We start from the raw sequence: 14720 nt of genomic DNA on the forward strand, positions 1-14720 counted from the left end.
AGGTGAAAGCGGTGGATTCTTGGTGACCTCACGTGATGATGCGGTATCGGAGGGTGCAGCCCGGAAGGAGTCGCCCGCGAAGGCCGCTCCCGAAGGTGTGAAGAACGGGGGTGCGGCCAACGGATCGGGTCCCCGGAACGCCACCGCGCCGAAGGCACCCTCACGGGATTCGGGCCCGCAGACCTCGATGACGAAGTCGGTCGCGCCCAGTCTCGCCGCCGACGTCCAGACGCTGGAACGCGCGATCTACGAGGTCAAGCGCGTGATCGTCGGGCAGGACCGGCTGGTGGAGCGGATCCTGGTCGGTCTGCTCGCGAAGGGGCACGTGCTGCTCGAGGGTGTGCCGGGTGTGGCGAAGACCCTGGCCGTCGAGACGTTCGCGAAGGTGGTCGGCGGGTCGTTCTCGCGCGTCCAGTTCACCCCGGATCTGGTGCCCACCGACCTGATCGGTACACGCATCTACCGGCAGGGGCGGGAGGAGTTCGACACCGAACTCGGCCCGGTCGTCGCGAACTTCGTGCTCGCCGACGAGATCAACCGCGCACCGGCGAAGGTGCAGTCGGCGCTGCTCGAGGTGATGGCCGAGCGGCACGTCTCGATCGGCGGCAAGCGGTACCACATGCCCGACCCGTTCCTGGTGATGGCGACGCAGAACCCGATCGAGAACGAGGGTGTGTACCCGTTGCCGGAGGCGCAGCGCGACCGCTTCCTGTTCAAGATCCTCGTCGACTACCCGACGGTGGAGGAGGAGCGCGAGATCGTCTACCGGATGGGTGTCGACGCGCCGGAACCGCATCAGGTTCTCGATCCCGAGGAACTGGTCCGGCTGCAGAAGGTCGCGAGCGGTGTGTTCGTGCACCATGCGCTCGTCGACTACGTGGTGCGGGTCATCGCGGCCACCCGCACGCCTGCGGAGTTCGGTCTTCCCGACGTCGACGGCTGGATCGCGTACGGCGCGTCTCCGCGTGCGACGCTGGGCATCATCTCCTCGGCGCGGGCACTGGCGTTGCTGCGCGGGCGTGACTACGTCGTGCCGCAGGACGTGCTCGAGGTGATCCCGGACGTGCTCCGTCACCGTCTCGTGCTGTCCTACGACGCTCTCGCCGACGAGGTGAGCCCGGACGACGTGATCTCCCGTGTGCTGCAGACGGTGGGTCTGCCGCAGATCGCCGCGCAGCCGACGGCGGTCCCGGCCGCTCCCGCCGGTCACAACGGACCGCCCGTCCCGTCCACGTCGGTGCCCGGACCGACGGCGATGAGCCAGCCACGGTGAGTGCGCGTACCGCCGGTTCGCAGAGTTCCGGCCCGCCGCCGTCGTTTCGCTCCGGCGAACTCCGTGATCCGAAACTGTCCGCCGCGCTGCGGACACTGGAACTGACCGTCCGCCGCCGCCTCGACGGTGTGCTGCACGGCGACCATCTGGGCCTGATCCCGGGTCCGGGCTCCGAGCCGGGTGATGCGCGCGAGTACCAGCCGGGTGACGACGTGCGTCAGATGGACTGGTCGGTGACCGCCCGGACGACACACCCGCACGTCCGGCAGTCGGTCGCCGACCGGGAGCTGGAGACGTGGCTCGTCGTCGACCTGTCGGCGAGCCTCGACTTCGGTACCGCCGGGTGCGAGAAGCGGGACCTGGTGGTGGCCGCGGCCGCCGCCGTCACGCATCTGACCAGCGGCGGCGGCAACCGGATCGGGGCGATCGTCTCGACCGGCGCCCAGACCACCCGGATCCCGGCCCGCGGCGGCCGGATCCACGCGCAGGCGATGTTGCGTCAGATCGCGACCACCCCGCACGCCCCGGACGGAGTGCGGGGCGACCTGCAGGGGGCGGTGGAGTCGTTGCGCCGGCCGCAGCGCCGCCGCGGTCTGGCCGTCGTCATCAGTGACTTCCTGGGACCGATCGACTGGGAGCGGTCGCTGCGGGCCATCTCGGGCCGCCACGACGTACTCGGTGTCGAGGTGCTCGACCCGCGAGATCTGGAATTACCCGACCTGGGGGATGTAGTGCTGCACGATCCGGAGTCCGGACGGACCCGCGAGTTCACGACCACACCGCAACTGCGCGCCGACTTCGCGCGCGCCGCGGAGGAGCACCGCCTGCAGGTGGAGCAGTCGTTGCGGCGGTGCGGTGCCCCGCTGCTCGGTCTGCGGACCGACCGGGACTGGATCTCGGACGTGGTGCGGTTCGTGTCCGCCCGGAAGCACAGTTACGGGACCGCGACGAACCAGAGGTCCCGCCGGTGAGTCTTTCGCAGTTCACCTCACCGTGGTGGTTGCTGTTCCTCCTGGTCGTCGTGGCGTTGGTCGCGGGATACGTGTGGGTGCAGCGGCAGCGGCAGAAGCACACCCTGCGGTTCACCAACTACGCGCTGCTCGAGAAGGTCGCGCCGTCGCGGCCGGGCCGGGCCCGGCACATTCCGGCGCTGCTGATGGTGCTGGCGCTGGTGTTCTTCAGCGTGGCGCTGGCCGGGCCGACGGAGGACAAGCGGGTTCCGCGGAACCGGGCCACCGTGATCCTCGTCATCGACGTGTCGTTGTCGATGAAGGCGACCGACGTGGAACCGACCCGGCTGGCCGCCGCGCAGGACGCCGCGAAGTCGTTCGCCGACGGGCTCACCCCCGGCATCAACCTCGGTCTCGTCGCGTTCGCGGGCACCGCGTCGGTGCTGGTGTCGCCGACCACCAACCGGGAGGCCACCAAGGTCGCGATCGACAATCTGCAGCTGAGCGAGCGGACCGCCACCGGTGAGGCGATCTTCACGTCGCTGCAGTCGATCGACACGCTGGCCGCGGTGCTCGGCGGCAGTGATCAGGCGCCGCCCGCCCGCATCGTGCTGCTCTCCGACGGCAAGCAGACGGTCCCCGAGAATCCGGACGATCCGCGCGGCGGGTTCACCGCGGCGCGGCAGGCGAAGGACAAGGACGTTCCCATCTCGACGATCTCGTTCGGCACCAGCTACGGCAAGGTCGAGATCGAGGACGAACGCATCCCGGTACCCGTCGACGACCCGTCGCTGCGGGAGATCGCGAATCTCTCCGGCGGCAGCTTCTTCACGGCGTCGAGCCTGGAGGAACTGCGGGACGTCTACGACACCCTCGAGGAGCAGATCGGATTCGAGACCACCCGCGGAGACGCCAGCCGCCCGTGGCTCGTGCTGGGTGTCCTCTCCGCGACGGCGGGGCTGATCCTCGCGCTGGTCCTGCGCCAACGGCTGCCGTGATCTTCGCTGCGGCGGCGTTCCCGGCACCAGCGCCCTGCTGACGGCCGCCCCGCGTTTCCACTCCTGCACATCTGAACAGATAGGTTTATCCGCATGTCTACCCCAGAAACTACCGACGCGTCGGTGAGGACGGTGTCCACTCCCCGGTCGGTGCTCGTCACCGGCGGCAACCGCGGGATCGGCCTCGCTGTCGCGCAGCGCCTCGCGGCGGACGGGCACAAGGTCGCGGTCACGCACCGCGGTTCGGGTGCGCCCGAGGGCCTGTTCGGCGTCCAGTGCGACGTCACCGACACCGAGTCGATCGACCGCGCCTTCAAGGAAGTGGAGGCGCATCAGGGTCCGGTCGAGGTCCTCGTCGCGAACGCCGGCATCACCGACGACACGCTGATCATGCGGATGACCGAGGAGCAGTTCACCTCCGTCGTCGATGCCAACCTGACCGGCGCGTTCCGCGTCGCGAAGCGCGCCACCCGCTCGATGCTGCGGTCCCGGTTCGGCCGGTTCGTGTTCCTCGGGTCGGTCGTCGGCCTCGCCGGCGGTCCCGGCCAGGTCAACTATGCGGCGTCGAAGGCCGGTGTGGTCGGCATCGCGCGGTCGCTGACCCGCGAACTCGGGTCCCGGTCGATCACCGCGAACGTGGTGGCCCCGGGATTCATCGACACCGACATGACCGCGGTCCTCGACGACAAGTACAAGGACATGATCACCGGCGCCGTCCCGCTGCAGCGGCAGGGCAAGCCCGAGGAGGTCGCCGCGGTGGTGAGCTTCCTGGCCTCCGACGATTCCGCGTACGTCTCCGGCGCGGTGATCCCCGTCGACGGCGGCCTCGGCATGGGCCACTAGAACTCCCACACCACTTCCCGGACTTTTCTTCACAGGAGGACACCTCATGGGCGGATTGCTCGAAGGTAAGACCATTCTCGTCACCGGCATCATCACGGACGCGTCCATCGCGTTCCACGTCGCCAAGGTCGCCCAGGAACAGGGCGCCAAGGTGATCATCACCGGATTCGACCGTCTGCGGCTGATCGACCGGATCGCGCAGCGGTTGCCGCAGCCGGTGCCGCCGGCCCTCGAACTCGACGTGCAAAATCCTGAGCACCTCGCGAGCCTCGCCGACCGCATCCGGGAGATCGCGCCGGAGGGTGTCGACGGCGTCGTGCACTCCATCGCGTTCGCGCCGCGGTCCTGCCTGGGCAGCCCGTTCTTCGACGCACCGTGGTCCGACGTCGGCGTGGCGTTCGAGGTGTCGGCCTACTCGTACGCGTCCCTGTCGAAGGCGCTACTGCCGGTGCTCAACGACAACGCGTCGATCGTCGGCATGGACTTCGACCCGGCGCGCGCGGTGCCGTTCTACAACTGGATGGGCGTCGCCAAGGCCACCCTCGAGTCGGTGAACCGGTATGTCGCCAAGGAGGTCGGCGAACGCGGCATCCGCTCCAACCTCGTCGCGGCCGGCCCGATCAAGACCCTCGCCGCCAAGGCCATCGCCGGCACCGCCACCGACGACGCCAAGCAGATGAACGAGCTGAACACGGCGTGGGACGAGCGCGCGCCCATCGGCTGGAACGTCGACGACCCGGAGCCGGTCGCGAAGACCGTGTGCACTGTGCTGTCCGACTGGCTGCCCGGCACCACCGCGTCGATCATCTACGTCGACGGCGGCGCCCACGCGATGGCCGGCTAGAGCACTACCCGGGGAGTGCGCCCCGAACGGCAGCACGGAAGATGGGGATCATGAGCGCTGTGAATTCGACGGACGGTTCCGATTCCCGGTTCGACGCCCTTCTTCTGTTGTCGTTCGGGGGCCCGGAGAAGCCTGAGGACGTGCGCCCGTTCCTGGAGAACGTCACCCGGGGCCGCGGGGTGCCGCCCGAACGTCTGGACGCGGTCGCCGAGCACTACCTGCATTTCGGGGGTGTGTCGCCGATCAACGCCCTCAACCGCGACATCATCTCCCGCGTCGAATCCGAATTGGTAAGCGCCGGAATCGATCTGCCAGTCTACTTCGGCAACCGGAACTGGCATCCGATGGTCGAGGACACGGTCGCCCGGATGGGTGCGGACGGGGTCCGCTCGGCCCTGGTGTTCCCGACGTCGGCGTGGGGCGGGTACTCGGGATGCCGGCAGTACCACGAGGACGTGTCCCGGGCGCGGGCCGCGGCCGGCGACGGGGCGCCGCACCTGCTGAAGCTGCGGCAGTACTACGACCACCCGCTGCTGATCGGGGCGTTCGCCGACGCGGTCCGCGCGGCCGCCGCGCAGCTCCCCGCCGAACACCGGGCAGACGCGCGGCTGGTGTTCACCGCCCACTCCGTGCCGGTCGCCGCGGACGTGAACGCCGGTCCGCCCGCGGAAGGCGGTCGCCTCTACAGCAGGCAGGTGGCCGAGGCCGCCGCGCTCACCGCCCGCGCCGCCGGTTTCGACGACTTCGATCTGGTGTGGCAGTCCCGGTCCGGGCCACCGCAGGTGCCGTGGCTCGAACCGGACATCTGCGACCACCTCGACGCCCTCGCCGGCGAAGACGTGCGCGCGGTGATCGTGTGCCCGGTGGGATTCGTCTCCGATCACCTCGAGGTGGTGTGGGACCTGGACACCGAGGCGCGGGACAAGGCCGCCGAACTCGGCATCGACTTCGTGCGCGCGGCCACACCCGGGACGGATCGGCGGTTCGCGGAACTCGTCGTCGAACTCGTCGCCGAACAGCTGACCGGTGCGTCCGCCGCGCGGCTCGGATCCGAGCCGCTGCTCGGGTCCACCCTGGACGGCGCGTCCTGCGCGGTCGACTGCTGCAAGGCCGTCGTCAGGCCGTCAGGCCGTCCCGCGCACACGCATTGACGGCGGCGGTGCGCGCCGAGCGCACCGCCGAACGCAGCGGCCGCAGCAGATCCTCGAGGGTGGCCGCGCCCGACGCGGACACCGTGCGGGCCGGGGCCATCTGCTCGGCGACGGTGAGGATCGCGGCCACCTGATCGGCCGAGTCCAGGATCCGCAGCGCCCGCGGCGCGATCGTCGTCGGATACCGGTGCAGCGCGGACTTCGCCAGCGCGTCGGCGATCAGCGCGCGCGGATCGGTGCCGAACCCGGAGTCGAGCATGTGCAGGGCCTCGAGCGCGGCATCGCGCACCGCCTCCCGCATCGTGAACTCGGCCTCGCCCAGACCGGTGTGGTGGGCGTCGAGGGGGAGTCGCTCGATCGTCGACACCGTCCACCGCAGCACGTCGGGACCCTCGACGTGCGGGACGAGCCCCGTCCCGGGACGGCCGGGCGGCCCGACGAGGACACCCTCGCCGGTGCCGATCGCGGCGGACGCGAACCCGGTGCCCGCGGGCAGTCCCCTCACGTCGCCCGGCCCGGGCAGGACCAGCCGGATCTCGGTCTCGGGTTGCGACACGGAACGGCGCATCGTCTGCAGCAGCGCCGTCACCCCGGCGTCCTGCGGGTCGGGCCACGGCAGCCCGGTGCGCTGGGCCGTGTCCTGATCCTCCGCGCAGGCGAGATGCATCGGCGCCCACGCGTGGAGGGCGTCGATGACGTCGTCGGGTGCACTGTTCCCGGCGAGCCAGGAACTGGCCCACACGGTGAGAGTGGCGCTGGGTGAAGTCACGATAAACGAGCATATGTCGGCGTGGCGGCGTGTGCGTAACGGCGCCGCTCGCATAGCGTCAGCGCCCGTGAGCGGAGGCGACAGATACGGCGACATCTTTTCCGGACACCCACGCGCGAGGAAGCCGGTGACGCCGACGGTCCCGGCCGAGCGGGACCTCGTGGTCGAGGACGCGGGCACCGGGTTCTGCGGTGCGGTGGTGGGGTTCGAACGCACCTACGACGGCGATTTCGTCCGGCTCGAGGACGGGGCGCGGCGCACCCGGTTGTTCGCGATGCGGGAGGCGGCGTTCCTGATCGACGGGAAACCGGTCACCCTGGTGCGTCCCGCGGCCAAGCCCGCCGGTCCGGCGGCCACCCGGTCGGCGTCGGGGTCGACGAAGATGGAGGGACTGCGGGCCCGGACCGCGCTGGCCAGCCGGATCTGGGTGGAGGGCGTGCACGACGCCGCCCTCGTGGAACGGGTGTGGGGACACGACCTGCGCGTCGAGGGGGTCGTCGTCGAGCACCTCGAGGGTCTCGACAACCTCGGGGAGCGGCTCGCCGAGTTCCGTCCCGGACCGGGACGGCGGGTCGGTGTGCTCGTCGACCACCTCGTCACCGGATCCAAGGAAACCCAGCTCACGCAGGGGCTCGGGCCGAACGTGCTCGTCACCGGGCACCCGTTCATCGACGTGTGGGAAGCGGTCCGCCCGTCGGCGGTGGGCATCGCGGCGTGGCCGAAGATTCCGCGCGGTGAGGACTGGAAGACCGGGGTGTGCCGCGAGTTGGGCTGGGGGACACCGCGCGACGGGTGGCGCCGGGTGTACTCGGCCGTCGACACGTTCCGCGACCTGGAGGCGCCGCTGATCGGGGCGGTCGAACAGCTGGTCGACTTCGTCACCGTCGGTTCCGGAGATTCTGGTTAGATGGTGTTGTGGCTGCATTGATTTGGCTGGTAGCGGGGGTGCTGCTCGCCGCCGCGGAAGCGTTGACGGGGGACTTCTTCCTCCTCATGCTGGCGGGCGGTGCGCTGGCCACGGCCGGGGTCACTGCGATCACCGACTTCCCGGTCTGGGTCGACGCGGTGATCTTCGGAATACTGTCCCTCGCGCTGATCCTCGGGGTGCGCCCGGTGTTGTTGCGCAAGTTCGAGACACCGCCGCCGACCCCGACGGGCATCGCGGCGCTCACCGGCAAGCAGGCGCTGGTGCTCGAGGAAGTCGCCGAGCACGCCGGGCAGATCAAACTCGGCGGGGACGTGTGGACGGCCCGCCCGCTCGACAGCACGGAAGTGTATCCACCGGGAACGACCGTGACGGTAATGCAAATTGACGGCGCGACCGCCGTCGTATGGAGGGGACCGTAGATGGCAGCACTCATCGTGTTGATCGTGCTCGTGTTGTTCGTTGCGCTGGTGGTGGCCAAATCGGTGGCGCTGGTGCCGCAGGCCGAGGCCGCGGTGATCGAGCGACTCGGCCGGTACTCGCGGACCGTGTCGGGTCAGCTGACGTTCCTGATCCCGTTCGCGGACCGCATCCGGGCCAAGGTGGATCTGCGCGAACGGGTGGTGTCGTTCCCGCCGCAGCCGGTGATCACCCAGGACAACCTGACGCTGAACATCGACACCGTGGTGTACTTCCAGGTCACCAACCCGCAGGCCGCGGTGTACGAGATCAGCAACTACATCGTCGGTGTCGAACAGTTGACCACCACCACGCTGCGCAACGTCGTCGGCGGTATGACGCTGGAGGAGACGCTCACCTCCCGTGACTCCATCAACGGGCAGCTGCGCGGGGTGCTGGACGAGGCCACCGGCCGCTGGGGTCTGCGCGTCGCCCGCGTCGAACTCAAGAGCATCGACCCGCCGCCGTCGATCCAGGAGTCGATGGAGAAGCAGATGAAGGCGGACCGCGAGAAGCGGGCCACCATCCTCACCGCCGAGGGGCACCGGGAATCGGCCATCAAGACGGCGGAGGGCGACAAGCAGTCCCGCATCCTCGCCGCGGAGGGCGCGAAGCAGGCGTCGATCCTCACCGCCGAGGGTGAGCGGCAGTCCCGGATCCTGCGGGCGCAGGGCGACCGGGCCGCCAAGTACCTGCAGGCGCAGGGCCAGGCGAAGGCGATCGAAAAAGTGTTCGCCGCAATCAAGTCCGGCAAACCCACCCCCGAACTCCTCGCGTACCAGTACCTGCAGACGTTGCCGCAGATGGCGCAGGGCGATGCGAACAAGGTGTGGCTGGTGCCCAGCGACTTCGGTGACGCCCTCAAGGGTTTCGCGAAGACTCTCGGCGCGCAGGGGCAGGACGGGGTGTTCCGGTACGAACCGTCCAACACGGACGAGGATCTGCCCAAGCCCGAGGACGATTCGGAAGAGGTCGCCGACTGGTTCGAGACCAAGTCCGACCCGGCCATCGCGCAGGCCGTCCGCGCCGCGGAGGTCGAGGCACGGCAGCCCGTCGACGGTCCGGGACCGCTCACCAAGCCCGGCGGCGTCGACGAGCACGCGCCGCTGTACCCGGGGGGAGCGCACGGGCAGCTGCCGCCGCCCGTCCCCCCGCACGGCGGCTGACCGTCCCGCCTGTTCTGACGCCGCCTACCGGGCCGCGGCGTAGCGGCGCAGCAACGGCCGCAGCACCCGGAAGAGCTGTTCGGGTGCGTGGTCGAGGTAGAAATGATCGCCCGCCAGGAGGTGCACCCCGGACAGCCGGGTGGTGTGCCGATCCCAGGCGCGTAGTTCCCGCTCGCCGACCAGCGGGTCGGCGTCCCCGCCGAACACGTGCGCCGGGCAGCTGAGGGGCGGGTCTGCGGCGTCGCGGTAGCCGGTGCACAGGCGCAGATCGTCCCGCAGCGCGGGAAGATGGTGGGCGGGGAACTCCGGCAGGTCCGGGAGGCCGGCGGGAACACCCCCGGCGGCGCGCAGCATCGCGATCAGGGTCGCGTCGTCCAGGTCGTCGACCGGCGGCAGCGGCGCGGGCAGGTGCGGGGCTGCGTATCCGGACAGCAGCAGCGCCCGCGGGAGCGGGCGACCGGTCGCGCGTCGACGGCACGCGAGCCGGTACGCCACCAGCGCACCCATGCTGTGCCCGAAGAACACGTGCGGCGCCGTGAGCTGTTCGCCGAGTTCGCAGTCGAGTGCGGCGACGAGGGATTCGACGTCGGTGAACCCGGCCCTGCCTCCGCGCCCGGGCAGGTGCACCGGCCGCACCGACACGTGCGGGTTCAGGGCGCGGTGCCAGTGCCGGTACGTCGTGGGCCCGCCGCCGGCGTGCGGGAAGCAGAACAGCTGGAGCGGCATGGCGTTACGCGGCCGCGACGAGCGCGGCGAGTTCCTCGGCGAGAGCCGCCACGGTGGACCGGATCTGCTCCTCGGTGTGGCAGGAGGTGACGAAGAAGCGCAACCGCGCGAGGTTCTCCGGCACTGCCGGGTAGAGGATCGGGTTGACGTTGATGCCGCGCCGGAGCAGCGCGCCCGACAGCGCGAGGGTGCGCAGCGAATCCCCGACGATGCAGGGGATGACCGGGGTGTCCCGGCTGTCCCCGGTGTCGATTCCGGCGTCCGCGGCGAGCCGCAGGAACAGCCGGGAGTTGCGACGCAACCGGTCGAGGGCCTCGGGTTCGGCGCGCATCTGCCGGATCGCCGCGAGGGACGCCGCGGCATTCATGGGCGTCATCCCGACGCTGTAGACGAAGCCGGGCGTCGTGTACTTCAGGAACCGGATGAGTTCGGCGCTGCCGGCGACGTAGCCGCCGCAGCCGGCCAGCGCCTTCGACGTCGTGCCCGACCACAGTTCCACGTCGTCGCGGTCGACGCCGAAGTGCTCGCCGATGCCGCCGCCGGTGGCGCCGAGCACCCCGATGCTGTGCGCCTCGTCGATCATCATCAGCGCCTGGTGCTTCTCCTTCACTGCGATCATCGCGGGCAGGTCCGGGATGTCGCCGTCCTGGCTGTAGACGCCTTCGATGAGAACGAGGACCCGCCGGTACCGGGAGCGGATCGCGGTGAGCAGGGCATCGAGCGCCGCGTGATCGTTGTGCGGGAACGGGCGCCGGGTGGCGCCGGACAGTGCGCAGCCCTGCAGGATGCTGTCGTGCGCGAGACTGTCGTGGACCACGAGGTCACCCTCCCCGAGGAGGTGGCCGATGACCGTGACGTTGGTGGCGTGTCCGCTGACCAGGGCTATGGCGTCCTCGGTTCCCAGCAGCCCGGCCAGTGCGGCCTCGAGTTCGCGGTGTACCGGTTTCTCCCCGGACAGCACGCGGCTGGCCGAGCAGGAGCTGCCGTAGCGGGCGACGGCGTCCTGGACCGCGGCGACGACGGCCGGGTGCCCGGACATGCCGAGGTAGTTGTAGCTGGAGAAGTTGAGGACCTCCGCGCCGTCGATCGTCGACGTGTCCCGGGTGATGCCGTCGTTGACGAGGAAGTACGGGTTGGTGACGCCGAGCCCCTCGGCGGCGGTCAGCCGTGCGTCGAGCGCCTGCACCTCCGGGAAGTCGGCGATGCGGAACTCGGGTGCCACCGACGGTTCCGGGTCCGGGACGGGCGCGACGGTGGGCCGCGACCCGGGGACGCGGTGCGCCGTCACGTGGTCGATCACCTCGCCGAGCGTGCGGCCCGGTGTGAACCAGTCCGGTTCGACGACGAGCCCGGGGAAGGCGCGGCGCAACCCGCCGAACAGGTCGGTGATCATGATCGAGTCGAATCCGAGGTCGCCGGCGATCGTCTGCGTCGCCGTCAGCGCGGTCGTGGGGAATCCGCTGACCCGTGCGACTTCCGCGCGCACCCGGGTCGCGGTGTCGTCGGTCGCCGCCGCGGGACCCGGCCCGGCGTCCGGGGACGCCGCCGGGGCGGACTGGACCGTCGCGGGGACCCCGGCGGCGGCAGCGAGTACGGCGGCCTGCTCCCGGAAGAGGGCGATCAGGTGGTCCATGGTGGTGTCCTCGGTCTCTGCAGTGACGGTGGGTTCGGATGTGACGGTGGGTGCTGCGGGTTCGGTGGGCTGAGCCGCGGCGGCGGGTGCGTCCTCGGGTGTCCAGAAGCGGGCGGTGGTCGCGAACGGGTAGCCGCGCAGCCGCCGGCGGACCCGGACACCCGGCTCGTACAGCGCATCCCACGCCGGGTCGTGGCCGCCCCGGTACAGGGCGGCGACGATTGCGGGAAGCTCGTCGCCGGTGCCGGCCGGGCCGGGGCACGGCGCCAGGTGCCGCGCCGGCGAGCCCGGATGGGCGCGGACGGTCAGCGGCAACAGGATTCGGGCGGGGCCCACCTCGATCAGGTGGGTCGGATCGCAGGCCAGGGCGGCCGCGGCGGCGTCCGCGAACCGCACGGTCGCCGTGATGTGGTCGGTCCAGTACGTCGCGTCCATCGGTTCGTCGACGTCGAGCAGCCGACCGCGGGTGGTCGAGAAGATCGGGATCTCGGGCGGGCTGTATGTGCAGTCGGCGGCGACCTCCGCGAACGCGTCCCGGATCGGCGCCATCGCGGGGGAGTGGAAGGCGTGCGAGACGGTGAGCCGGCGGACGGGGACTCCGGCCGCGGTCAGCGCGGCGCCGATCCGGTCGACCGCGCCTGCCTCCCCCGACAGCACCACGTCCCGCGGCCCGTTCACCGCCGCCAGTGCGGCCGCGGGTTCGCCGGCGAGCAGGCCGGCGACGTCGTCCGCGGTGGCCCGTACCGCCAGCATCGCGCCGCCGGCGGGCAGTTGCTGCATGAACCGTCCCCGCGCGACGATCAGCCGGCACGCGTCGTCGAGGCCGAACACGCCGGCGTGCGCCGCGGCCGCGTATTCGCCGACGCTGTGACCGAGCAGCCACGCCGGTTCGATGCCCAGTTCCCCGAGCGTCCGGGCCAGCGCGTATTCGACCGCGAACAGGGCGGGCTGCGCGAACTCGGTACGGTGGATCTCGTCGCCGGCATCGAACAGCACGTCCCGGACCGAGCGGCCCAGATGCGGCGTCATCCGCTCGTCCACGTCCGACAACGCCCGCCGGTACGCGCCATGGTTCTCGTGCAGGGCGCGGGACATTCCCGGGTACTGCGCGCCCTGACCGGTGAAGAACCAGCCGACGCTGACGGGGCGGGCCGTCCCGGACAGCGACTCGAGCAGGTGTTCGTCGCCGGCCGCCGCGCGCAGTGTCGTGGCGGCCTGGTTCCGGTCGTGGGCGGGGAGCGCGAGACGGTGACGCCCGGATGCCTTGACCGTGTTGGTGCTCCAGCACACCCGGCCCAGTTCGGCGTCGGGGTGGGCGAGCAGGTCGTCGGCCAGGGCGGCGGCGCTGCGGGCGAGGCCGTCCCGGTCGTTCGACGACACGGTGAGCACGCCGCCGCCCGTACTCTCCGCGGGCGGGCCGCCGGCGGGTGCCGCGGCCAGCAGCAGGTGGGCGTTGGTGCCGCCGAGCCCGAAACTGCTGACGGCGCCGTGCACGTCGCCGCCGGGTAGTGGCATCGGCTCGGACAGGATCTGAAGACCGTTGTCCGCCAACCGGAGTCGCGGGTTGACCTCGGCCGCGCCGCGGCTGGGCGGTACCACCCGGTGGTGCAGCGCCAGGGCTGCCTTGATCAGACCGGCCACCCCGGCCGCGCCCTCGGTGTGACCGAGATTGCCCTTGATCGACCCGATTGCGCACGGCTGCGGGCGGGGCACCGCGTGGAGGTGACCGAGGGCCTTGATCTCGATCATGTCGCCGAGCACCGTCCCGGTGCCGTGCGCCTCGACGAACGCGACCTGTGCGGGCGTGACACCCGCACGCCGGTACGCCTTTTCGACGACCTGTTGCTGGGCCCAGCGGTTGGGGGCGGTGATCCCGTTGCTGCGGCCGTCGTTGTTGACGGCGCTGCCCTTGATGACGGCGTAGATCGGCAGGCCCTCCGCCTGCGCGTCCGCGAGCCGGCGCAACACGAGTACCGCGACGCCCTCGCCGCGGCCGATTCCGTCGGCGGCCCCGCTGAACGGTTTGCACCGGCCGTCCGGCGCGGACAGCCCGGCCTGCGTGTAGAAGACGTTCACCGTGGGGGTCAGCGTGAGATTGACGCCCCCGGCGAGGGCCTGGTCGCAGTCCCCGGACCGCAGCGCCACGCAGGCCAGGTGGACCGCGACGAGCGACGACGAGCAGGCGGTGTCGATCGCCATGCTCGGGCCCTGCAGGTTCAGCTGGTAGGACACCCGGTTGGCGGTCATGAAATAGCCGTTGCCGCTGCCGAGTTGCGGAGTGATGCGCGGGAGGTCGCGCATCTGGAGACTCCACTCGTTGGCCATGACGCCGACGTACACACCGGTGTTCGAACCGGCCTGGGCCCGCGGATCGAGTGCGGCGTCCTCGAACGCCCGCCACGCCGACTGCAGCAGCAGCCGCTGTTGCGGGTCCATCGCCGCGGCCTCGCGGGGTGCGATGCCGAAGAAGTCGTGGTCGAAGGCGTCCGCGTCGGCGAGGAATCCGCCGCTGCGGTTGTTGACCGAGCCGGGACCACCGGCGGCGTCGAACACGGTGTCCGCGTTCCAGCGTCCTGCGGGGACGTCGGTGATGCCGTCGCCCCCGCCCATCAGCAGCGCCCACAACGCGGCGGCGTCGGGGGCCTGCGGGAAGCGGCAGTCGAGGCCCACGATCGCGACGTCGGTCATGAGGCCTTCCGGTGCCGCAGTGTGGTTTCGGCGACGACGAAGACGGCGAGCTCGGCGATCGTCGGATAGTCGAACACCACGGTCGGATCGAGTTCGAGGTCCCAGCGGTCCTCGATCTCGCCGCACAGGCTCACCGCGGACACCGATTCGATTCCCAGCTCGGCGAGGGGGAGGTGCGGATCGACGTCGTGCACCGGCCGTTCGGTGTGGTCGGCGACCCGGCGTGCGAGCCAGTCGATGACGGGGGCGAGGTCGCGGCGGGTGATCTGCTCGGGGACTGGCATCGGGTTCTCCT

Annotated in this window: 13 protein-coding genes; 9 read left to right on the forward strand and 4 right to left on the reverse strand. The window is 70.9% G+C overall.

What is annotated here, in order from left to right:
* The first annotated feature begins 22 nt into the window (after nucleotides 1–22).
* The 6 genes from I1A62_RS45010 to I1A62_RS45035 all read left to right on the forward strand — a co-directional run bounded on the left by I1A62_RS45010 (nucleotide 23) and on the right by I1A62_RS45035 (nucleotide 6059).
* Nucleotides 23–1273 (forward strand): AAA family ATPase, encoded by a 1251-nt coding sequence (locus I1A62_RS45010; protein ID WP_374710735.1) that lies wholly within the window; start codon nucleotides 23–25, stop codon nucleotides 1271–1273.
* On the forward strand, nucleotides 1270–2244 hold the full coding sequence (locus I1A62_RS45015) for a DUF58 domain-containing protein (protein WP_219458267.1): 975 nt from the start codon (nucleotides 1270–1272) through the stop codon (nucleotides 2242–2244). The genes I1A62_RS45010 and I1A62_RS45015 overlap by 4 nt, the downstream gene beginning before the upstream one ends.
* Nucleotides 2241–3221: a VWA domain-containing protein gene (locus I1A62_RS45020; RefSeq protein ID WP_095860600.1), complete on the forward strand. Its 981-nt coding sequence runs from the start codon at nucleotides 2241–2243 to the stop codon at nucleotides 3219–3221. Before I1A62_RS45015 ends, I1A62_RS45020 begins: the two co-directional genes overlap by 4 nt.
* A 93-nt stretch (nucleotides 3222–3314) precedes the next feature.
* Nucleotides 3315–4064 carry a 3-oxoacyl-ACP reductase FabG1 gene (gene fabG1 / locus I1A62_RS45025; RefSeq protein ID WP_072942052.1) on the forward strand — a complete coding sequence of 250 codons (750 nt, stop codon included), beginning with the start codon at nucleotides 3315–3317 and terminating at the stop codon, nucleotides 4062–4064.
* 46 nt (nucleotides 4065–4110) lie between these two features.
* Entirely contained in the window at nucleotides 4111–4908 is a 798-nt protein-coding gene (gene inhA, locus I1A62_RS45030; protein WP_005241845.1) for an NADH-dependent enoyl-ACP reductase InhA, read from the forward strand.
* Between the two features lie 41 nt (nucleotides 4909–4949).
* The gene (locus I1A62_RS45035; protein WP_206005027.1) at nucleotides 4950–6059 is read left to right on the forward strand and encodes a ferrochelatase; all 1110 of its coding nucleotides are present in this window, start codon (nucleotides 4950–4952) and stop codon (nucleotides 6057–6059) included.
* On the opposite strand, the gene I1A62_RS45040 is transcribed toward I1A62_RS45035, so the two are convergent.
* The gene (locus I1A62_RS45040) at nucleotides 6025–6828 is read right to left on the reverse strand and encodes a hypothetical protein (protein ID WP_219458268.1); all 804 of its coding nucleotides are present in this window, start codon (nucleotides 6826–6828) and stop codon (nucleotides 6025–6027) included. The two genes, I1A62_RS45035 and I1A62_RS45040, sit on opposite strands and share 35 nt — an antisense overlap.
* A gap of 67 nt (nucleotides 6829–6895) precedes the next feature.
* Between I1A62_RS45040 and I1A62_RS45045 the strand changes: the two genes are divergently transcribed.
* From I1A62_RS45045 to I1A62_RS45055, 3 genes are read left to right on the forward strand one after another with little or no spacing between them, the layout of a single operon-like run.
* Nucleotides 6896–7735, forward strand: a complete 840-nt coding sequence (locus I1A62_RS45045; protein WP_219458269.1) for a DUF3097 domain-containing protein — start codon at nucleotides 6896–6898, stop codon at nucleotides 7733–7735.
* An 8-nt stretch (nucleotides 7736–7743) separates the two neighbouring features.
* Complete coding sequence (locus I1A62_RS45050; RefSeq protein ID WP_087561276.1) at nucleotides 7744–8175, forward strand: NfeD family protein; 432 nt, start codon at nucleotides 7744–7746, stop codon at nucleotides 8173–8175.
* A complete protein-coding gene (locus tag I1A62_RS45055; RefSeq protein WP_219458270.1) occupies nucleotides 8176–9378 on the forward strand; it encodes an SPFH domain-containing protein in 1203 nt (400 codons plus the stop codon). It abuts the gene before it with no gap.
* A gap of 24 nt (nucleotides 9379–9402) precedes the next feature.
* On the opposite strand, the gene I1A62_RS45060 is transcribed toward I1A62_RS45055, so the two are convergent.
* Genes I1A62_RS45060 through I1A62_RS45070 form a run of 3 tightly spaced genes read right to left on the reverse strand, consistent with a single transcriptional unit; the run spans nucleotide 9403 to nucleotide 14709 of the window.
* Entirely contained in the window at nucleotides 9403–10104 is a 702-nt protein-coding gene (locus tag I1A62_RS45060; protein WP_124390941.1) for a thioesterase II family protein, read from the reverse strand.
* A gap of 4 nt (nucleotides 10105–10108) precedes the next feature.
* Complete coding sequence (locus I1A62_RS45065; RefSeq protein ID WP_219458271.1) at nucleotides 10109–14425, reverse strand: type I polyketide synthase; 4317 nt, start codon at nucleotides 14423–14425, stop codon at nucleotides 10109–10111.
* A complete protein-coding gene (locus I1A62_RS45070) occupies nucleotides 14422–14709 on the reverse strand; it encodes an acyl carrier protein (RefSeq protein WP_218269568.1) in 288 nt (95 codons plus the stop codon). Before I1A62_RS45070 ends, I1A62_RS45065 begins: the two co-directional genes overlap by 4 nt.
* Nucleotides 14710–14720: the final 11 nt, after the last annotated feature.

The organism is Rhodococcus sp. USK10, from assembly GCF_019378875.1.
Taxonomy (GTDB): domain Bacteria; phylum Actinomycetota; class Actinomycetes; order Mycobacteriales; family Mycobacteriaceae; genus Rhodococcus_F; species Rhodococcus_F pseudokoreensis.

What these genes read in the sequence shown, in the direction of transcription:
- I1A62_RS45070 (WP_218269568.1), bottom strand. Translation starts at nt 14,709, where the DNA reads ATGCCAGTCCCCGAGCAGATCACCCGCCGCGACCTCGCCCCCGTCATC.
- I1A62_RS45065 (WP_219458271.1), bottom strand. Translation starts at nt 14,425, where the DNA reads ATGACCGACGTCGCGATCGTGGGCCTCGACTGCCGCTTCCCGCAGGCC.
- I1A62_RS45055 (WP_219458270.1), top strand. Translation starts at nt 8,176, where the DNA reads ATGGCAGCACTCATCGTGTTGATCGTGCTCGTGTTGTTCGTTGCGCTG.
- I1A62_RS45060 (WP_124390941.1), bottom strand. Translation starts at nt 10,104, where the DNA reads ATGCCGCTCCAGCTGTTCTGCTTCCCGCACGCCGGCGGCGGGCCCACG.
- fabG1 (WP_072942052.1), top strand. Translation starts at nt 3,315, where the DNA reads ATGTCTACCCCAGAAACTACCGACGCGTCGGTGAGGACGGTGTCCACT.
- inhA (WP_005241845.1), top strand. Translation starts at nt 4,111, where the DNA reads ATGGGCGGATTGCTCGAAGGTAAGACCATTCTCGTCACCGGCATCATC.
- I1A62_RS45035 (WP_206005027.1), top strand. Translation starts at nt 4,950, where the DNA reads ATGGGGATCATGAGCGCTGTGAATTCGACGGACGGTTCCGATTCCCGG.